The sequence below is a fragment of the Collinsella sp. AF31-11 genome (assembly GCF_003475605.1).
GTDB lineage: Bacteria > Actinomycetota > Coriobacteriia > Coriobacteriales > Coriobacteriaceae > Collinsella.
Map to the genome: position 1 here is coordinate 24,925 of NZ_QRQS01000013.1, position 19,757 is coordinate 44,681.

The window sequence follows — 19,757 nt, forward strand, 5'->3', positions numbered from 1 at the left end:
TGCAATGGATTAGTATAGTGAACGTTCACCTAAAGGATAACGAGCGCGCCATGCGCCCGCCTTGCCAGCAAAGGGGCTGTTTGATGAAAAACTTTATGGACGATCAGGATTTCCTGCTGAGCACCAAGACCGGCGAGGAGCTGTTCCACAACTTTGCCAAGGGCATGCCCATCGTCGACTACCACTGCCACATTTCCCCCAAGGAGATTTGGGAGGACAAGCGTTTCGAGAACATCACCGAGGTTTGGCTGGGCGGCGACCACTACAAGTGGCGCCTGATGCGCGCCAACGGCGTCGACGAGCGTTTTATCACTGGCGATGCCCCTGCTCGCGAGAAGTTCCAAAAGTGGGCCGAGACCCTGGGTCGCTGCGTTGGCAACCCCGTCTTTGAGTGGAGCCACCTGGAGCTTAAGCGCTACTTTGGCTACGAGGGCGTCCTCAACGGCAAGACCGCCCAGGAGGTCTGGGACCTTGCCAACGCCAAGCTCGCCGAGGCCAGCTTTACCTGCCGCAACCTAATCAAGCAGTCCAACGTCCGCATGATCTGCACTACCGACGACCCCGCCGACAGCTTTGAGTGGCACAAGAAGATTGCTGCCGATGACAGTTTTGACGTTCAGGTCGTTCCCGCCATGCGTCCCGACGCCGCTCTGCGTATCGAGCGCGGTCAGGAGTTTGCCGACTACTGCAAGCACCTCTCCGAGGTTGCCGGCGTTGAGGTCAGCGACTTCGAGGGCATGAAGTCTGCCATCTCCAAGCGCTACGACGTTGCTCACGAGCTGGGCTGCCGCGCCTCCGACCACGCACTCGATTACGTTATGTACGTCCCGGCTACCGCCGATGAGATCGAGGCCATCTTTGCCAAGGGTCTGGCTGCTGAGCCGCTTACCGAGGAAGAGATCCTCAAGTACAAGACTGCCTTTATGCAGTTCGTTGCCGGCGAGTATGTCCGTCTGGGCTGGGCCATGCAGCTGCACTTTGGCTGCAAGCGCGACAACAACCGCGCCATGTTTGCCAAGCTCGGCCCCGATACCGGCTACGATTGCATCTCCAACTACACGCCGTCCGACCAGCTTGCCGATTTCCTCAACTCCATTCAGGAGACCTGCGGCTTGCCCAAGACCATCTTGTACAGCCTGAACCCCATCGATAACACCATGATCGATACCGTGATGGGCTGCTTCCAGGAGGCTCCGACCGCCGGTAAGATCCAGAACGGTTCTGCCTGGTGGTTCAACGACAACGAGGTCGGTATGCGCGAGCAGCTCACGGCCCTGGCAAACGAGGGCGTGCTGGGCAACTTTGTGGGCATGCTTACCGACTCCCGCTCCTTCCTGTCCTACCCGCGTCACGAGTACTTCCGTCGCGTGCTGTGCAGCGTGATCGGCGAGTGGGTTGAGCAGGGCAAGCATCCGGCCGACATGGAGCTGCTGGGCACCATCGTGCGCGACATCAGCTACAACAATGCGGTCCGCTACTTTGGCTTTGATCTGGATACCGTCGAGGCATAAGCCTGCATCGAATCACATCGAACACGGGAGCGCCGTTGCCACACACGGCGCCCCCGTTTTGCCTGCACGCTAACAGCTATCTAAGGAGAGACACAGATGGAGAACATCAGCTACGATGCGCTCGAGAAGATCGGTTACAAGGGCTATCTGCTGCCCAAGGACGCTCCCGAGAAGGTTCTACAGTTTGGCGAGGGCAATTTCCTGCGCGCCTTCGTCGACCGTTTCTTTGACATGGGCAACGAGGCCACCGGCTGGAACGGCAAGGTTGTCATGGTGCAGCCCATCAGCGGCGCCTTTGGCTTTGCCGATGGCATCAATGCTCAGGACGACCTGTACACCGTGCTGGTGCGCGGCAAGGAGAACGGCAATACGGTTGACGAGTCCCGCGTGATCAGCGCCTGCAGCCGCTGCCTCAACCCGTATCGCGAGGACGACTATCGCGCCATGATGGAGGTCGCCGTCTCCGACAGCCTGGAGATCATCGTCTCCAACACCACCGAGGCCGGTATCGCCTACGACCCGTCCTGCAAGGCCGACGACATGCCGCCCGCGAGCTTCCCTGCCAAGCTTGCCCAGGTCCTTCACGCCCGCTGGGCCGCCGGCAAGCCGGGCGTTATCGTGCTCGCCTGCGAGCTCATCGATCACAACGGTGAGGAGCTGCTGCGCATCATGAACCAGTACGTGAGCGACTGGGGCTGGGAGGACGAGTTTGCGCAGTGGATGGCCAACGACTGCACCGTCTGCACCACGCTCGTCGACACTATCGTCCCCGGCCGCATCCGGGACCCCAAGGAGGCCGCTGCCGTGGCCGAGCGCCTGGGCTACGAGGATCCCTTCCTGGCCGTGCGCGAGCCCTTCCAGATGTGGGGTATCCAGGGCGACGAGTCGCTTGCCGAGAAGCTTCCCTTCGTAAAGGCCGGCCTGCCGGGCGTCTTTGTTACCCCCGATGTCACGCCGTACAAGAAGCGCAAAGTCCGCATCCTCAACGGTGCCCATACCGCCTTTGTTCCGGGCTCTTGGGTTGCCGGCTTTGATATCGTGCGCGACTGCATGCATGACGAGACTGTTCGCGGCTTCATGAACACCATGCTCTACGACGAGGTCATCCCGACGCTTGCCGCCGACCTGGACGTCGAGGACTGCAAGGCCTTTGCTGCCGCCGTCGAGAACCGCTTCGACAACCCGTTTATCGACCACGCGCTGCTCTCCATTTGCCTCAACTCCACCGCCAAATGGCGTGCTCGCGACCTGCCCACGCTCAAGGACTATGTTGCCGAGACCGGCAACCTGCCCAAGTGCCTGGCGACGAGCCTCGCTACGCTCATTGCCTTCTATACTCAGGAGCTCGTTGCTCGCGAGGGCGATGGCCTGCACCTGCGCCGTGCCGACGGCACCGAGTACACCGCTCAGGACGATGCCTTCGTGCTCGATTTCTACGCCGCCCACGCCGGTGCAGACGATGCCGAGCTGGTGCACGACGTGCTCACCAATGAGCAAATGTGGGGCGAGGGCCTTACGCAGATCACCGGTCTCGAGGAGTTTGTCGTCAACGCGCTCACCGTCGTGCGTGTCGAGGGCGCCAAGCAGGCCTTCGCCAACGCTCAGGCGTAAATTCCCGGTGCAGGCGCCAGACGGCTTGCCCGCGCCTCGACTTCTGCTCAACCTGTAGGGTTAGGACCATTTGTAATGAACACTATCCAGATCAATCCGGCCGATAACGTGATCGTCGCGCTGTCGCCGCTTGCCAAGGGCGCCGCCGTCGCGGTTCCCGGGGTGGGCGAGGTCGTTGCCGCGGAGGATATTCCGCAGGGCCACAAGATGGCCGTGCGTGCCATTGCGGCGGGGGAGGACGTCGTCAAGTACGGTCTTCCTATCGGCCACGTGACGGGCGACATCCAGCCCGGTCAGTGGCTTCATACGCATAACGTCAAGACCAACCTTTCGGGCGAGGTCGAGTACGCTTACAACCCGACGCATCCGGTTGTTGAGCCGGTTGAGCCCGAGACCTTTATGGGCTTCCGTCGCGCCGACGGTCGCGCCGCCACGCGCAACGAGCTGTGGATTATCCCCACGGTCGGCTGCGTCAACGAGGTCGCGCGCGCCATGTGCGAGCAGGCTCAGGATCTGGTCGAGGGTTCGCTGGAGGGCGTTTACTACTTCCCGCATCCCTTTGGCTGTTCCCAGACCGGCGCCGACCACGCCCAGACACGCCGTCTGCTGGTGGCGCTTTCGCGTCACGCAAACGCTGCGGGTGTGCTGTTCCTATCGCTCGGTTGTGAAAACTGCACGCACCAGCAGGTGCTCGACGAGCTCGGTGACTTCGATCACGAGCGCGTTCGCTTCCTCACCTGCCAGGATGTAGCCGACGAGCAGGTCGAGGGCCACAAGATCCTGTCCGAGCTGGCCGACCTGGCCAAGCGGGCCAAGCGTGAGCCCATTCCCGCCTCCGAACTGGTCATTGGCCTTAAGTGCGGTGGCTCTGACGGTCTTTCGGGCATTACCGCCAACCCCACGATCGGTCGCGTGAGCGATATGGTCGTAGCCCGCGGTGGCACGTCGGTGCTCACCGAGGTGCCCGAGATGTTTGGCGCGGAGAGCATTCTGCTCGATCGTTGCGAGAGCCAGGACGTCTTTGACGCCGCCTCCGACATGCTCAACGGCTTCAAGGACTACTTCATTAGCCACGGCGAGGTCGTCTATGAGAACCCGAGCCCCGGCAACAAGGATGGCGGCATCACCACGCTCGAGGACAAGAGCTGCGGCTGCGTGCAAAAGGGCGGATCTGCCCCCATCGTCGACGTGCTGCCGTACGCCGGTCAGGCTACCAAGCATGGTCTGAACATGCTGTGCGGTCCGGGCAACGACATGGTATCCACCACGGCCCTGACGGCTGCCGGCTGCCACGTGATCCTGTTCTCGACCGGCCGCGGCACGCCGTTTGGTGCGCCGGCGCCTACGCTCAAGGTGTTCACCAACCAGCGCCTGTGCGACCACAAGGCCAACTGGATGGACTTTAACGCCGGTGTGGTGGCTACGGGCGAGCGTACGCTCGATGAGGCTGCCGGCGATCTGTATCAGCTGGTGCTGGACACGGCGAGCGGCAAGCTTACCAGCGCCGAGCGTCGCGGCTGTCACGAGATCAGCATCTGGAAGGACGGCGTCTGCCTGTAGCGATGACACGTTGAGCGCGTGATTGAATAAGCTGCTGCAAAGACTGGGCGACCCCGCCGAGGACAATCTCGGCGGGGTCGTTTTTCGTTTCTCGTTGCGTTGTCGTGCACGGCTTTTTTTGGGGAAGGGTGCCCGGCACCTCCCTCATCTCCAGAGAACAATGAACGTTCACCTAGTTGTTGCGTGGTGCTGAATCGACTTGATAATCAAAAATGCAGGGATTTTTTCATTTTCAGGCCCGTTCAACGGCAAAAAACGACCGTTCAAGGATAATATACAAGTGAACGTTCACCTATTATAAGCAATCGCGCATAATCTAGCTAAACGTTCACCCTGAACGGCATGCAGACAGACGTCGGTATGGACTCCAATGTCTTGTTCCAAGACAATCGAGAAAAGAGAGGGAGCTCGATGACTAACAAGATCGGTAAAAAGCGCAAGATCACATTCTGGACGCGCTTGGGCTTTGGTATGGGCGGCATGCTCAACTCTGGTGCCCTGACCTTTACGCACAGCTACATGGTGCTGTTCCTGTCCACGGAGTGCGGTCTGTCCGCAGGCGAGGCTGCGTTGATCAGCTCGTTCGCCATCTATCTCAACGCCATTCTGTGCCCGCTCATGGGCTTTGTGGCCGATAACTTTTACGCTACCAAGATCGGCCGTATCTTTGGCCGCCGCCGTTTCTGGATCTTGCTGGCAATCCCGATGATGGTCGCCGAGCCGCTCATCTTTGTGGCTACGCCGTTTGGTTTCCCGTACTACTTTGTGCTGTACCTGATCTACAACGTCGCGTATACGTTCTGCACCGCCAACCTGTCGCCGCTTACCATCGAGATGACCGACGACTTCAAGGAGCGTACGTACCTCACCGGCTACAAGCACCTCTTTGGTAACGCCGCCGGCTTCCTGATGGCAGCACTCGTCGGCTTTGGCTTTGGCACCTTCGGCGAGACTAACCCGTTCAGCTACTTCATCATCGCTACGGTCAACGCTTCGGTCATGGCAATCTCGCTGCTGTGCGTGTACCTGTCCACGTGGGAGCACACCCCCGAGGAGGTGGCTCAGGAGAAGATCGAGAGCGTCGGCGAGGGTATCAAGAAGTTCTTCATCGACGTTGTCTCTACCTTCCGCAATAAGTCCTTCCGCAAGGTCCTGTATGCACAGGTCTCCACGAAGCTCGCTGCTGCCTGCTGGTCTGCGTGCCTGTCCTTCTTCATCGTCTACTGCCTGCAGATTCCTAAGTCCTATGAGTCCGTGATGGAGATGCCCGGCAAGGTCGTCGCTATCGTCTGCACCGCCATCTGGGTTGCCCTCATGGCCAAGAGGGGCTTCCACAAGTCTTGGTACCTGGCCAACGTCGGTTGCGCTGCGTGCATCATCGCCTACAACTACTTCGCCTTTGGTCAGATTAACGGCACCTCCACGGTCGCCATCGCCATGATCGCCTACCCCATCATCTTCGCCATCTGGAAGTTCTTCTACGTTGGCTTCCAGTATCTGCCCGATGTTCTGCTCAACTACATCCCCGATGTCGATGAGCTCATCACTCTGCGTCGTCGCGAGGGAATCTACAGCTCCGCTCAGCAGCTCTGCCAGCAGATCGCCCAGGCTGTCGCCGTCAACGCATGGGCTATCGTCCTCGCTGCCTCCGGCTTCATTCAGACCGCCGGCAACAGCGACGCTGTGACCCAGCCCGCTACCGTGCCTCTGTACATCTGCGGCTACATGCTCATCGGCTGCGCCGGCTTCTTCCTGCTCGCGGCTGTCCTTGCCCGCGGCATCAAGATCGACAAGGAGCAGTGCGACATCCTCTGCGACGAGATCAAGCGCGTCAAGGAGGGCGGCAAGATGGCCGACGTCCAGCCCGAGGTCAAGGCGCTCTGCGAGGAGCTCTCCGGCTTCAAGTATGAGGACTGCTTCGCTCACAATAACGTTGGCTTCCAGGACGGCAGCGTGACGCCCGCCGAGTAAGGCAAGCGCATCGTCCACATCACAGGGCCGTGCCACCGGATATCCGCCGGCAGGTACGGCCCTTTTTTACAACAGCGTACAATTAACTTTTAGAGAATCTTTTTGAGGGAGAAACCCATGGAGACGAACGTTATCTGGCGCAACGCCCGCGCAGCCGTGATCGAGCTCGACGACGGCGGCTACTTTACCTGCGCCGATACGTGGGAGATCTTTGTCAATGACGAGCCCGCTGGCACCACGAACGCGGTCGAGACCTATGTCGACGGCCTGGTTCCCGGCAAGCGCAACTTGGTCCGCTTTGTTTGCGGCGAGCGCGAGCTGAGTGTGGGCGTCACCACGCCGGCGGAGCCTTTTACCATTAACGTTCGCGACTGCGGCGCCAAGGGCGATGCTGAGCACGACGACACCACCAACATCCAGGCTGCCATCATGGCCTGCCCCAAGGGTGGCCGCGTGCTGATTCCCGCCGGCAACTACCGCATCAAGTCGCTCTTCCTCAAGAGCAATATCAACATCGAGCTTGCCGAGGGCGCCGTGCTGCTGGCTCGCCACGACCGCGCGGCGCTTGCCTACATCCCCGGTACGGTCAAGGGCGACGAGGGCGCCGGTTACGCCGGTACCGACATGACCCCGTTGGGCCGCTGGGAGGGCGAGAGCTTCTCGACCTATTGCTCCACCTTTACGGGCTTAAGCGTGCACGACGTGTGCATCTATGGTCGCGGCGCGATCGACGGTCAGACCGATTTTGCCGAGGACAACTGGTGGAACAAGGACTTTAAGAATATCTTCCGTCCCGAGGAGGGCCGCGAAGTCGCCCGTCCGCGCATGATCTTCCTGTCCGAGTGCGAGAACGTGAGCCTGGCCGGCTTTACCGTCCGCAACAGCCCGGCGTGGAACATCCACCCCATCCTGTGCGAGCACGTCGATGCGCTCTGCCTGTCCATCGAGGGCCCCAAGAACTCCCACAACACCGACGGCTTCGACCCCGAGAGCTGCGGCTTTGTCCGCATCCTGGGCTGCCAGTTCTCGGTGGGCGACGACTGCATCGCCATCAAGAGCGGCAAGTTGGGCATTGAGTCCGAGCTTCGCCCCGCAACGCACGACGTACTGATCTCGCACTGCTACATGCATGATGGCCACGGCGCCGTGGTCTTGGGTTCCGAGGCGGCCGGCGGCATCAAGGACCTCACCGTGAGCAAGTGCCTGTTCGAGCGCACCGACCGCGGCCTGCGCGTCAAGACCCGTCGCGGTCGCGGCAAGGACGCCGTCAACGAGGGCATCACCTTCGAGCACATTCGCATGGACGAGGTGCTCACGCCTTTCGTGGTCAACTCGTTCTACTTCTGCGACAAGGACGGCAAGACCGATTATGTCCAGAACCGCGAGGCGCTGCCCGTCGACGACCGCACGCCCGGCTTTGGTGCCACGACGTTCCGCGATATCGAGGCCACCAACTGCCATGCCGCCGCGGCCTACATCACGGGCCTGCCCGAGAGCAAAGTGACGCGCCTGACGTTCCAGGATGTCCATGTGACCTTCGCGGAGGATGCCGAGCCCTTTGTCCCGGCCATGGCCTGTGGCGTGGAGCCGATGGTGCGCCAGGGCATCATCGCGCAAAACGTCAAGGTGCTCGACCTGCAAAATGTGAGCATCGAGGGCCAGGACGGCGAGGAACTGCAACTCCAAAACGTCGACAAGGTTGTGCGCGCGTAAGCGTCTGCTCTTAAACAATCGAATTCGGCATGTTGTGACGTGCGATGGACGGGGCCTTCCCGACCCATCGCACGCGTTCTTTATATGCCGGAACTGCAGCATAGGCGATCCGCGACGAAAGGGTGTGGCGACTGATGATGATTGAAGAACAAGTTTTTGAAGTATCGACCGAGCGTGAGGGGGCATACCGCAGTATCTCCGAAGCCTTGGAGGCAGCCGATCAGCTCTATTCGGATACTGAGCGGCCGGTGACGATTCATGTCGATCCGGGCGAGTATTGCGAGCGGGTCGAGATTCGTCGGCCGCATGTGACGATTGAGGGAGAGACGGCCGACAGCGTGCGTATCGTTGGCAGTCTATGTGCCAAGATGCCTTCGGAGGACGGCTCGGGCGTCGACGGCACGCTCGGCACCTTTAGGACCTATACCGTTTTGGTCGATGCCGACGACGTGCGGCTCGAGAACCTCACAATCGTCAACGATGCCGGCGACGGTCGCGAGGCGGGGCAGGCGATTGCCCTGTACGCCGACGGCGACCGTTTGGTGGTCGACGCCTGTTGCATTACGGGGCGCCAAGACACGCTGTTTTTGGGTCCGCTGCCGCCGCATGAGGCCAAACCGGGCGGGTTTATAGGACCCAAACAGTATGCGCCGCGCCGGGTGGGCCGTCAGTATTTCCGACGCTGTCGGATTGAGGGCGATGTCGACTTTATCTTTGGCGGCGCGCGTGCCTACTTTGAGGGGTGCGAGATTCGCTCGCTCAACCGCGATATGGACGTGAACGGTTACGTGACGGCGGCATCGACGCCCGAGGGAGAGCCGTACGGCTTCGTGTTCCACGGCTGTTCGTTTACAGCTCCGGATGACGTGGCACCGGATTCGGTCTACCTGGGCCGTCCTTGGCGCGAATGGGCGCAAACCGTGCTGATCGATTGCTGGCTGGGGCAACACATCAAGCGCGAAGGTTGGTGGGATTGGGCTAAGCCAGCGGCGCACGAGAGGGCGCACTACGCTGGTGCAAGCCTACATGGCCCGGCGAATGATGCCGAAAACTGGGCGCCATGGGCGCACGAGCTCGATGCGACAGCCACTACCCGATACGCCCGCGAACAGGTGCTTTCCGGTGCGGACGGCTGGGACCCCGAAGGTGGCCCGGGCGACGCTGCGGAGACCGACAGTCTTTCCGATAACGGTCGCACGGTGCATATCGACACCTATTACGAAGACGAACTGGCATTTCGTGAGCGCCTTAAGCGTGAGGGCCGCTCCGCCGCATTTAAGGGCACGACGCCCGAAGACTTTGAGGCATGGCAGATTGCGACGAGGGTTCGGCTGTTTGACCTGTTGGGCCTATCGATTATGGATCGCGTGTCGATTGAGGCGCGCGAACTCGATCGGGTGCAGATTGCCGGCGGTATCGTGCGCACCCATGCGATGCTGCAGGTGGAGCGCGACGTTTGGATGCCGTTCTACCTGCTCGAGCCGCAGTCGCCTAAGCTCGATGCGCGCGGCCGCAAGTGTTGCTATATCTGCCCGCATGGCCATCAGGGAGCAGGCGCCGCAAGTGTTGCGGGCGTGACGGGCGTGCCGGCGGTCGATGATGCCGTGCGTAAGTTCAATTACGACTACGGTCTGCGTTTGGCACGCATGGGTTACGTGACCGTCTGCCCCGACGCGCGCGGCTGGGGATACCGTCGTGACTGGAAGGGTCAGGGCGATGACGAGAACAGCTACCTGCGCGGTACGTGCCTGAATCAGGCACGTATGGCCGAGCCACTGGGTCTTACGGTCGCGGGCCTCAACGTCTGGGACAACATGCGCTTGATCGATTACTTGGAGGCGCGCGGCGACATTGCCATGGATGACCTGGGTTGCTTTGGTTTTTCGGGTGGCGGCTACATGACGTTGTACCTGGCCGCACTCGACCCGCGTGTGCGCAAGGCGTTTGTCTCGGGCTATCTGTACGGTGTCGACGATTCGCTGCTGCATCTCAATGGCAATTGCAGCTGCAACCACACACCCGGACTTTGGCGCTTACTCGACATGGGCGATATTGCCTCGCTCATCGCGCCGCATCCGCTGCTGGTGCAAAGCTGCGAAGAGGATCATCTGAACGGTTCGCGCGGGCTGAAAAATGTTGACGAGCAGCTCGAGATCGTGCGCGATGCCTACAAGTTGCTGGGTCGCAGAGATGGCCTGCGGCACGAGGTGTGTCCGGGTGAACACCATCTGGGCGTGGCACATCTTGCCGAGGATATCGAATGGCTCGATTCGCACGTTGCGGAATGCGCCCGTGCATAGCCCCTCGGCATGCTGCGAAGAAACGGTACGTTCCTGTATGACCGCCGATGGGCGGATGAGGAGAAGATTATGGAAACGAAGAGTTTGAGTGAATCGACCATTTGCTGCTTTGGCGACTCAACGACCTGGGGCGACAACGGCTGCGGTGGGGGAGGCAACGACATCTCGTGGACCTCGCATCTGGGCACGCTGCTGGGAGGCGCGGTCGTCGAGAACTTTGGCATCAAGGGTTCGCGTATCGCCATCAAGGCCGACCGTACCGATTCGTTTGTCGAGCGCCTGGACGGTATCGACGATGCGGCCGATATCTACATTGTCTTTGGCGGCGTCAACGACTTTAGCCGCAACGTGCCGCTTGGCGAGTTGGGCAGTACCGATGTGCATGAGTTCTACGGTGCGCTCGATTACCTGATCCGAACCATCACGGCACGCTCGCCTCGGGCAAAGCTCGTGTTTATGACGCCGTGCAAGACGAGCGGTAAGCACGAGAAGGATATCCCGGCAAGCGATGAGGCGAACCATTTGGGCCTGACGCAGGTCGTCTACGTGCGAGCGATGCTCGAGGTCTGTGACCGCTACTCCGTTCCGGTGATTGACCTGTATGCGCAAAGCGGTATCAGCCCGTTTTTGCCGGAGCACCGCGAGCTCTATATGCCGGACGGTCTGCACTACAGCCCGGCTGGCTATGAGCGCCTGGCGCATCGCATCGCCGCGGGTCTCACCGCCGTTTGCCGCTAAAAGTCTGCCGTTTGCGGGGAATATAGGGTTAACGTTCACCCTATATTCCCCGTTCGCGTTACACTAGGGGTAACGTTCACCTATCGTTTATGTCAGAGGGGACAGCAATGGGTTGCAATCAAATCCTGGACCGTTATATCGAGCAGTTGATCGAAACCTCTACGCCGCAGGCGCCGGCTTGGAACATCGAAAAGATTCGCGCCGGCAAGGAGAATACCTGGAACTATATCGACGGCTGCATGATCAAGGCGCTCATCGAGCTGTACGAGATCACGGGTGAGCAGCGCTACTTGACGTTCGCCGATGACTACATCGATTTCTTTGTCCAGGACGACGGTACCATCAAGCATTACAACCCGCAGGAGTACAACCTCGATAACGTCAATGCGGGCAAGACCCTCTACAAGCTGTATGACCTGGTGGGCAAGCCCAAGTACCGTGCCGCCATGGACACCATCTACCGCCAGCTCGAGACCCAGCCGCGCACCAAAGAGGGCGTGTTTTGGCACAAGGCCGTCTATCCCAACCAGATTTGGCTCGATGGCATGTACATGGCACAGCCGTTCTACATGCAGTACGAGCTGAGCTTCCACAACCGTCGTGCCTGCTCGGACAGCTTCCATATGTTCCAGGTCGTGCATGACCTGATGCGCAACCCCCTCAACGGTCTGTACTATCACGCTTACGACGCGAGCCGCAAACAGTTCTGGTGCGACCCGGTCACCGGTCTTTCGGCTAACTTCTGGCTGCGCGCCGAGGGCTGGTTTGCCATGGCGCTCATCGACACCTGGGAGCTTATGCCGCCTTCGATGTCAGCCGAGAAGGACGAGATCCGCAAGATGTTCCACGATTTGATCGACGCCATGCTGCCGTATCAGGACGAGAAGACCGGCATGTGGCACCAGGTCATCAACCTGCCCAATATCGCCCCCAACTACCTGGAGGAGTCGGGCAGCGCCATCTTTGCCAATGCCATCATGAAGGGTGTGCGTCTGGGCGTGCTGGGCGAGCGTTACTACCAGTACGGCCGTCGCGCCTTCGACGGCATCTGCGAGACCTGCCTGTCCGAGTATGACGGGCAGCTGGCGCTTGACAACATCTGCCTGGTTGCGGGCCTGGGCAACACCGCGCACCGCGAGGGCACGTTTGATTACTACATGAGCGAGCCCGTGGTCAAAAATGATGCAAAGGGTGTGGCGCCGCTGGTGCTTGCCTATATCGAGACCATGCATCACGACAAGCTGGCCGGTAAGCGCGATCCGCTCGCCCCCTCGGGCGTGTGCTCCATCGAGGACCCGTTTGGCGGATACACCCCGGGCATCAACGCTCATAAGGGATGTGAATAACGTGGGGGCTGTTACTCCGGGTGTACGTTTGCACGACCTTCCGCAGGGGACCGTCGAGGAACGCATTCGCATGGCGGGAGAGCTGGGCTTTTCGTGCATTCAGCTGCCGAGCAAGGTGCTCTACGCATCGATGGGGATCGATCGAGGCGGCCTGACCCGCGAGCTTGCCGACCATTTGCGTGCCGTGCTCGATGAGTCGGGCGTTTCGGTCGCCGTGCTCGGCTGCTATAAGAATTTGGCGACGCCCGATCGCCAACAGCTCATGGATAACATTGCCGAGTACGAGGCATGCCTGAACTTTGCCCAGATGCTCGGCGGCTGCCCGGTGGGTACCGAGACCGGTCGCCCCAATGCGCAGAACCGCGTTGCTGACGACCGCATGACCGATGAGGCGCTTGAGGCTTTTATGGACGGACTCGCACGCGTCTGCGAGCGCGCCGAGGCCGTGGGCGGGCAAATACTGATCGAGCCTGGCTGGAACGAGACGGTCAACACGCCGGATCGCTGCCGCGAGGTGCTGGAGCGCGTCTCGAGCCCGTCGCTCGGCGTGATCTATGACCCGGTATCGCTGCTGCACCCCAGCGTCGTTGACGAAGCGCAGGAAATCACAGCACGCGTGCTCTACTTATGCGGCAGTAAGATCCGCGTGCTGCACGCCAAGGATTTTGAGGTCGTTGATAACGAGGACAAAGCAGGTTGGTGCGACGGTACGGGTTCGCGCCTGGTGTGTCATGGCGTGGGGGAGACGGGGCGATACGACTTTGAGCCCGTGGTGGCCTGGGCGGCTGCCGCCTGCCCTGGGATTCCCTGCGTGGTCGAGAACAGTGTGCCGGCGACGGCGGCTGACTGCCTGGCGACACTCGAGCACATGTCCGCTCGCTGCGGGGCTTCGCATCGCGAGTTATAGCATTGGCTTTTGCCGTGGCGGTCGATTAAGTTTGCCTGACTGGGGCAGCGGTGAAGGATCTTTATCGTCGCCCCATTGGATTGAATCAAAAAGGGGAGCTGCGTGGCTATCCACATTGTCGAAGAGGCGAATCGTTGCCTAGGTTGCAAAAGGGCATTCTGCCAGATTAAGGGCTGCCCGGTTCAGACGCCTATTCCGCAGGTCATCGACCTGTTCAAACAGCGTCGTCTAGAAGAGGCGGGCGAGCTGCTGTTCCAGAACAATCCCATGAGCGCGGTCTGCTCCATGGTGTGCAACCATTCGGGCCAGTGCGAGGGCGCGTGCATCCAGGGCCGCAAGGGCACACCCGTGCATTTTTCGAGCATCGAGAACTATATCTCGACAGCGTATTTGGACCGTAAGGAGTGGAAGCCCGCGCCGTCGTGCGGTAAGCAGGTCGCTGTGGTCGGCTCCGGCCCAGCCGGCATTACCGTGGCAATTAAGATGGCGCAGCTGGGTTGCGCCGTCACTGTTTTTGAGCAGCGGCCCGAGATCGGCGGCTTGCTGGAGTACGGTATCCCCGAGTTCCGTCTGCCGCGCTCGCTCGTGCAAAAGTACCGCCACGTGATGTGCTCGCTCGGCGTGCGCGTTCGCCCCTCGACCACCATCGGCGGTGCGCTCCACATCGACGACCTGCTGCGCGACGGCTACGATGCGGTCTTTGTGGGCACCGGCACTTGGCGTGCCCGCAAGCTGGGGATTCCCGGCGAGTCGCGCGGCAACGTGCTGTTTGGTATCGACTATCTGGTCGACCCCACGAGTGTGGCGATCGGACAGAACGTGGCGGTCATCGGCGCCGGTAACGTTGCCATGGATGTGGCCCGCACGGCACTGCGTTCGGGTGCCCGCAAGGTTACCGTGTATGCCCGTTCGCGCCATATCTCTGCCATCGATGACGAGGTCGAGTTGACCGAGCTCGACGGCGCCGAGATCGTGTGTGGCAAGGCCATCTGCGCTATCGACGATAACGGCCCTGTGTTCGAGACGGCTATCTTTGACGAGGGCAACAACGTGGTGGGCTACGAGGAAGAGCTCGACCATGCCGCGGCCGATACCATCGTCATCGCGGCCTCTCAGGTGCCCAAGGACAAGCTCGTGCTTACGACGGGCGGTCTGGAGACCGACCATCGCGGCCTGCTTTCGGTCGACGAACATGGAATGACTACCGTGCCCGGCGTCTTTGCCGCCGGCGACGTGGTCAATGGCCCGCTCACGGTCGTCCATGCCGTAGCCGGCGCCAAGCTCGCCGTCGAAGGCATGACATCCTACCTGGGCCTCTAACCCACCCCACCCTTATCGGTTGCGGTGAAATAGTTCCTGTTTGGTGCGCCAAGAGCCTCATTCAGGAACTATTCCACCGCAACTTTTTTATGGGTCGAGCAAAAGGTGGGGGAGTGCGTGCGGCTGTGCGCCGGGCGGATACTGATACGATAGGGGAATCAGCAAGTGCCGCCACGCGGCTCAAACGAAAGGAAACCTGTATGGAGTCCTCCGCCTATCCGATGCTCTTTAGCCCCATCAAGGTCGGTACGACCGAGGTCAAGAACCGTGTCTTTATGCCGCCGGTGTCCACCAACCTGGCCGACCACGGCTATGTGACCGATGACCTGGTCGATCACTACCGCGCTCGTGCCAAGGGCGGCGTGGGCCTCATCATCACCGAGGTTGTGACGGTCGAGCCCACCTACACCTACCTGCCGGGCGATATGTGCTGCTATGACGACACGTTCATTCCCGGTTGGGAAAAGCTCGCCGCCGCCGTGCACGAGTACGGCTGCAAGATCATGCCGCAGCTCTTCCACCCCGCCTATATGGCCTTTAACATCCCGGGCACGCCGCGCCTGATCGCCCCGTCCTTTGTGGGCCCGTCCTACGCCCGCGAGGCACCGCGCCCCATTACAGTTGACGAGATTCACGAGCTCACGCACCAGTTTGGCGACGCTGCTGTGCGTATGCAGAAGGCCGGCGTCGATGGCGTCGAGGTCCATGCGGCACACGCCCACGGCATGCTCGGTGGCTTCTTGACCCCGCTCTACAACAAGCGTACCGACGAGTACGGCGGCTCGCTCGATGCCCGTATGCGCTTCTTGCTCGAGGTCATCGCCGAGATTCGCGAGCGCTGCGGCAAGGACTTCATCATCGACGTCCGCATTTCGGGCGACGAGTACACCGATGGCGGCCTGACCCTCAACGACATGATCTATGTCTCGCGTCGCCTGGAGAAGGCCGGCGTCGACATGATCCACGTGTCGGGCGGCACCACCATCAAACGCGGCTCCGCGATTCCCGCCGCAGGCACGCAGCAGGCTTCGCATGCCGTCTGCTCGCGCGAGATCAAAAAGCACGTCAACATTCCCGTCGCCACGGTCGGCCGTATTAACGAGGCGTGGATTGCCGAGGAGCTGATCGAGGACGGTGCCGCCGACATCTGCATGATGGGCCGCGCCAACCTGTGCGATGCCGAGTTCTGCAACAAGGCGGCTGCCGGCAACGCCGACGAGATTCGCCCCTGCATCGGCTGCCTGCGCTGCCTGAACGGCATCATGTTTGGCAAGCGCATCTCCTGCACCGTTAACCCCGATGTCGAGCGTGACGAGGCTGGCTACGAGCCCGCCATCGAGGCCAAGAACGTGCTCGTTGTGGGCGCCGGTCCCGCGGGTATGGAGGCGGCGTTCATTGCTGCCAAGCGTGGCCACCACGTGGTGCTCGTGGACAAGCAGGATGAGCCGGGCGGCGAGATGCGCATCGCTGCCGTTCCGCCGGCAAAGCAGGAGCTCACCCGCGTGATCAAGTACCAGTATCGTCGTCTGGCCGAGGCCGGCGTGAAGTGCGTCTTTGGTACCGAGCTTTCGGCCGAGGACATTCAGCGCGACTACGCCGGGTACAAGGTTGTCCTGGCCTATGGCGCCGAGCCTATCGCTCCGGCCTTTATGCAGGGCTTTAAGCAGGTCATGACGGCTGACGACCTGCTGGGCGGCAATGCCTTCCCGGGCAAGAAGATCGTCATTGTGGGCGGCGGCACCGTCGGCTGCGAGACGGCCGACTATCTGGCTCCGCTGGTCAACGACCTGTCGCCGGCCAACCGCGACGTCACCGTCATCGAGATGACCAAGACCCTTGCCGCCAACGAGGGCGGCGCCGGTCGCGCGGTGCTCATCACGCGCATGCTCTCTAAGGGCGTCCACGTGCTGACCGAGGCCAAGGTGACCGAGATCACCGAGGACACCATCAGCTACGAGAAGGACGGCGAGATTCACACCATCACCGGTGCGGATACGCTGGTGCTGGCCATGGGCTATCGTCCCAACACTAAGCTCGCCGACGACCTAGCTGCAGCCGGTGTTACCACCCACGTGCTGGGCGACGCCAACAAGTGTGGCAACATCCGCGACGCCATCGGCGACGGCTACAACGTGGCCTGCGCCCTCTAGTCAACCCCTTGGTGCATGGGGGTCAGGTTACTTTGCACTAACTTGATGCATGTAAACCTGACCCCATTGCACCAGTCGATAGCAAAAAGCGGCGGTCGTCCCCTTGTTGGGACGGCCGCCGCTTGCGTCCGCTGCGATGGGTCGTGCGATTAGAGACCCAGGAGCCCCTTGACCTTGGCGATGATGGTCTCGTCGGTGGCGTTGGCGAAGAAGTACTCCTGGAAGTGCTCGCCAGCCAGGGCGCCCTTGACCAGATTCTGGTCGATCTCGCCCAGGACGTCGACGAGCGGACGCATGGTCACAGCGCGGACGCCGTCGAGAATCTTCTTGTTGCGCTGCTCGGGCTCGACGCGCTCGGCAGGATAGCCGTTGCCCGAGCCAAAGCCGAAGAGCTTCTCGAAGGTGTACTCGAGGTTGAGCTCCTGGCCCCAGCCGTTCTTGAGGGCGAAGGGCATGGCGACGGCGTTACCGTCGTTGACCTGGGCGAAGGTGTAGGCATCCAGCGGGTCGGCGACATGTCCGCACAGCACGCCGGGGAAGGAGTTGCAGGCGAGCATGGCGCCCTCGCCGGTACCGCAGCCGGTCACGACATAGTCGGCAGCGCCGGAGTTGAGCAGCACGGCGGCAAGGATGCCGTTCTGAACGTAGGTGAGCGGCTTGGAGTCGGCATCGGCATACATACCGTAGTTAAAGACAGTGTGGCCCATGGGCTCGACGACCTTCTTGAGGGCAGCCTCGATCATGGGATTCTTGGAGTTCTGAGAGTTCTCGTTGATGAGAGCGATCTTCATTGCGAAATACCTTCCTATTTCTAACTTGCGGTGAAATACAGACTGTTTTGCCTGGTAGAAGCCAAAATCAATCCCTATTTCACCGCAACTACTAAATGAACCTAAATGTGGGAGCGCAGCGCCTAAGCAGGTTGTTTGCCGATGTATGCGAGAATACCGCCGTCGACGTAGAGGATGTGGCCGTTGACGAAGTTCGAGGCGTCGGAAGCCAGGAACACGGCGGGGCCCTTCAGGTCCTCGGGCGTGCCCCAACGGGCGGCCGGGGTCTTGGCGATGATGAACTGGTCAAACGGGTGACGGCTGCCATCGGGCTGCGTCTCGCGCAGCGGCGCGGTCTGCGGCGTGGCGATGTAGCCAGGCCCAATGCCGTTGCACTGGATGTTGGCCTCGCCAAACTCGGAGCAGATGTTCTTGGTGAGCATCTTGAGTCCGCCCTTGGCAGCGGCGTAGCCAGCGATGGTCTCGCGGCCAAGCTCGCTCATCATCGAGCAGATGTTGATGATCTTGCCGTGACCCTTGGCGATCATGCCGGGCAGGCAGGCCTTGGAGACGATGAACGGGGCGTTAAGATCGATGTCGACGACGCGACGGAAGTCCTCGGCGCTCATGTCGAGCATGGGGGTGCGCTGGATAACACCTGCATTGTTGACCAGGATGTTGGGCGTGGTGCCAAAATCGGCCTCGATCTTGGCGACGAGCTCGGCGACGACGGCCTCGTCAGTGACATCGGCCACGTAGCCGTGAGCCTCAAAGCCCAGCTCGCGGTAGTGCTTCTCGGCCTCGGCGACCTTGTCGGCGTGGCGGGCGTTAAAGGCGATCTTGGCGCCGGCCTCGCCGAGCGCCTCGGCAATGGCCATGCCAATGCCGTAGGTGGCGCCGGTCACGAGTGCGACCTTGCCATCCAGGCGGAAGCTGTCCATAAGATCAGACATAGCGATCCTTTCAAAAGAAACGTTCATCTATATAAGTCTTGCTTTTAATACAAGCTCAGTATAGGAGAAGCGGAGGAATTGACGCCCCTATTCTCCTAAAAATAGGTGAACGTTCACTTTTAAAAGGTGAACGGTTGAAATCGGTTGTCGCGATGCCTCTTACTCGCTTTTCGCCATCGCGCCTTCCGCGATCATGTTGCGGTTGTAGACCAGGTGCAGATACATGGCGTCGTGCGCGGCGGTGGGGTTGCGCGCCTCGATGGCGTCGGCCACGCCGCGGTGCGTGCGGATAGTCTCCTCGACCAGCTTTTTGCCCGTTACATCGATAAATAGGGGAACGGAGGCTTTGAGCACGCCCATCAGGCGGGGAACGACAAGGTTTCCGCAGCTCTCGGCAATGGCATTGTGAAACGCGGTGTCGGCGGCGGAATAGTCTTCGCCAAGGGCGGCCAGGCGCTCGGACTCGTCGCAGAGTTCCTTGATGCAGGCAATCTGGTCGTCGGTCGCGTGCTCGGCCGCCATGCTGGCCATCTGCGGCTCGATCATAAAGCGCACCTCGAGCAGGTCGCGCGCCAGGCGCTGCTTGTCATCGATAAAGGTAAAGCCCAGCGGGTCGTCGGCAACGCCGGGGTTCGACGCCACATAGGTGCCCGAGCCCTGCTTAATGCGCACGATATTGCGCGACTGCAGCAGTTTCATGGCCTCGCGCACGGTGCTTCGGCCGGCGCCTGTCATCTCGACGAGTGACGACTCGTTGGGGAGCCGGTCGCCCGCGCCGAGCTTGTTGTCGATGATGTAGGCCGAGATCTCGTCGGCGAACCGTTCGGGCAGGCTCTTATCGGGGCTTGTGGCCATGGCGGTCCTTTCTCGGGAGCCGATCAGCGCGGGGGTGACGGCCCGCATTCCC

14 protein-coding genes are annotated in these 19,757 nt (G+C 61.0%); 11 read left to right on the forward strand and 3 right to left on the reverse strand.

What is annotated here, in order from left to right; genetic code table 11:
* Positions 1 to 83 precede the first annotated feature (83 nt).
* The 11 genes from uxaC (at position 84) to DWZ22_RS08795 (ending at position 17,127) form a co-directional block, all read left to right on the forward strand.
* Complete coding sequence (gene uxaC, locus DWZ22_RS08740) at positions 84 to 1,511, forward strand: glucuronate isomerase (RefSeq protein WP_118405930.1); 1,428 nt, start codon at positions 84 to 86, stop codon at positions 1,509 to 1,511.
* 96 nt (positions 1,512 to 1,607) lie between these two features.
* Positions 1,608 to 3,122, forward strand: a complete 1,515-nt coding sequence (locus DWZ22_RS08745; protein ID WP_118405931.1) for a tagaturonate reductase — start codon at positions 1,608 to 1,610, stop codon at positions 3,120 to 3,122.
* Positions 3,123 to 3,197: 75 nt separating this feature from the next.
* Positions 3,198 to 4,682: a UxaA family hydrolase gene (locus DWZ22_RS08750; RefSeq protein ID WP_117743190.1), complete on the forward strand. Its 1,485-nt coding sequence runs from the start codon at positions 3,198 to 3,200 to the stop codon at positions 4,680 to 4,682.
* 411 nt (positions 4,683 to 5,093) lie between these two features.
* On the forward strand, positions 5,094 to 6,653 hold the full coding sequence (locus tag DWZ22_RS08755; protein ID WP_158553136.1) for an MFS transporter: 1,560 nt from the start codon (positions 5,094 to 5,096) through the stop codon (positions 6,651 to 6,653).
* Positions 6,654 to 6,770: 117 nt separating this feature from the next.
* Positions 6,771 to 8,366, forward strand: coding sequence for a glycoside hydrolase family 28 protein (locus tag DWZ22_RS08760; RefSeq protein WP_117743192.1), 1,596 nt, complete (start codon positions 6,771 to 6,773; stop codon positions 8,364 to 8,366).
* Between the two features lie 134 nt (positions 8,367 to 8,500).
* Positions 8,501 to 10,666, forward strand: a complete 2,166-nt coding sequence (locus DWZ22_RS10340) for a pectinesterase family protein (RefSeq protein ID WP_199583482.1) — start codon at positions 8,501 to 8,503, stop codon at positions 10,664 to 10,666.
* 69 nt (positions 10,667 to 10,735) lie between these two features.
* Positions 10,736 to 11,404: an SGNH/GDSL hydrolase family protein gene (locus DWZ22_RS08775; protein WP_233505077.1), complete on the forward strand. Its 669-nt coding sequence runs from the start codon at positions 10,736 to 10,738 to the stop codon at positions 11,402 to 11,404.
* Positions 11,405 to 11,511: 107 nt separating this feature from the next.
* Positions 11,512 to 12,750 (forward strand): glycoside hydrolase family 105 protein, encoded by a 1,239-nt coding sequence (locus DWZ22_RS08780; RefSeq protein ID WP_195543847.1) that lies wholly within the window; start codon positions 11,512 to 11,514, stop codon positions 12,748 to 12,750.
* 1 nt (position 12,751) lies between these two features.
* Positions 12,752 to 13,657: a sugar phosphate isomerase/epimerase gene (locus DWZ22_RS08785; RefSeq protein WP_147330295.1), complete on the forward strand. Its 906-nt coding sequence runs from the start codon at positions 12,752 to 12,754 to the stop codon at positions 13,655 to 13,657.
* A gap of 102 nt (positions 13,658 to 13,759) precedes the next feature.
* Positions 13,760 to 14,977, forward strand: a complete 1,218-nt coding sequence (locus DWZ22_RS08790) for an FAD-dependent oxidoreductase (RefSeq protein WP_118405932.1) — start codon at positions 13,760 to 13,762, stop codon at positions 14,975 to 14,977.
* A 200-nt stretch (positions 14,978 to 15,177) separates the two neighbouring features.
* Positions 15,178 to 17,127: an NAD(P)/FAD-dependent oxidoreductase gene (locus DWZ22_RS08795; protein ID WP_118405933.1), complete on the forward strand. Its 1,950-nt coding sequence runs from the start codon at positions 15,178 to 15,180 to the stop codon at positions 17,125 to 17,127.
* 149 nt (positions 17,128 to 17,276) lie between these two features.
* Here DWZ22_RS08795 and DWZ22_RS08800 read toward each other — a convergent pair whose 3' ends face one another.
* From DWZ22_RS08800 to DWZ22_RS08810, 3 genes are all read right to left on the reverse strand, one after another.
* Complete coding sequence (locus tag DWZ22_RS08800; RefSeq protein WP_117743197.1) at positions 17,277 to 17,918, reverse strand: RpiB/LacA/LacB family sugar-phosphate isomerase; 642 nt, start codon at positions 17,916 to 17,918, stop codon at positions 17,277 to 17,279.
* A gap of 122 nt (positions 17,919 to 18,040) precedes the next feature.
* Positions 18,041 to 18,850: a gluconate 5-dehydrogenase gene (locus DWZ22_RS08805; protein ID WP_117743198.1), complete on the reverse strand. Its 810-nt coding sequence runs from the start codon at positions 18,848 to 18,850 to the stop codon at positions 18,041 to 18,043.
* 159 nt (positions 18,851 to 19,009) lie between these two features.
* On the reverse strand, positions 19,010 to 19,705 hold the full coding sequence (locus DWZ22_RS08810; RefSeq protein ID WP_117743199.1) for a FadR/GntR family transcriptional regulator: 696 nt from the start codon (positions 19,703 to 19,705) through the stop codon (positions 19,010 to 19,012).
* Positions 19,706 to 19,757 lie beyond the last annotated feature (52 nt).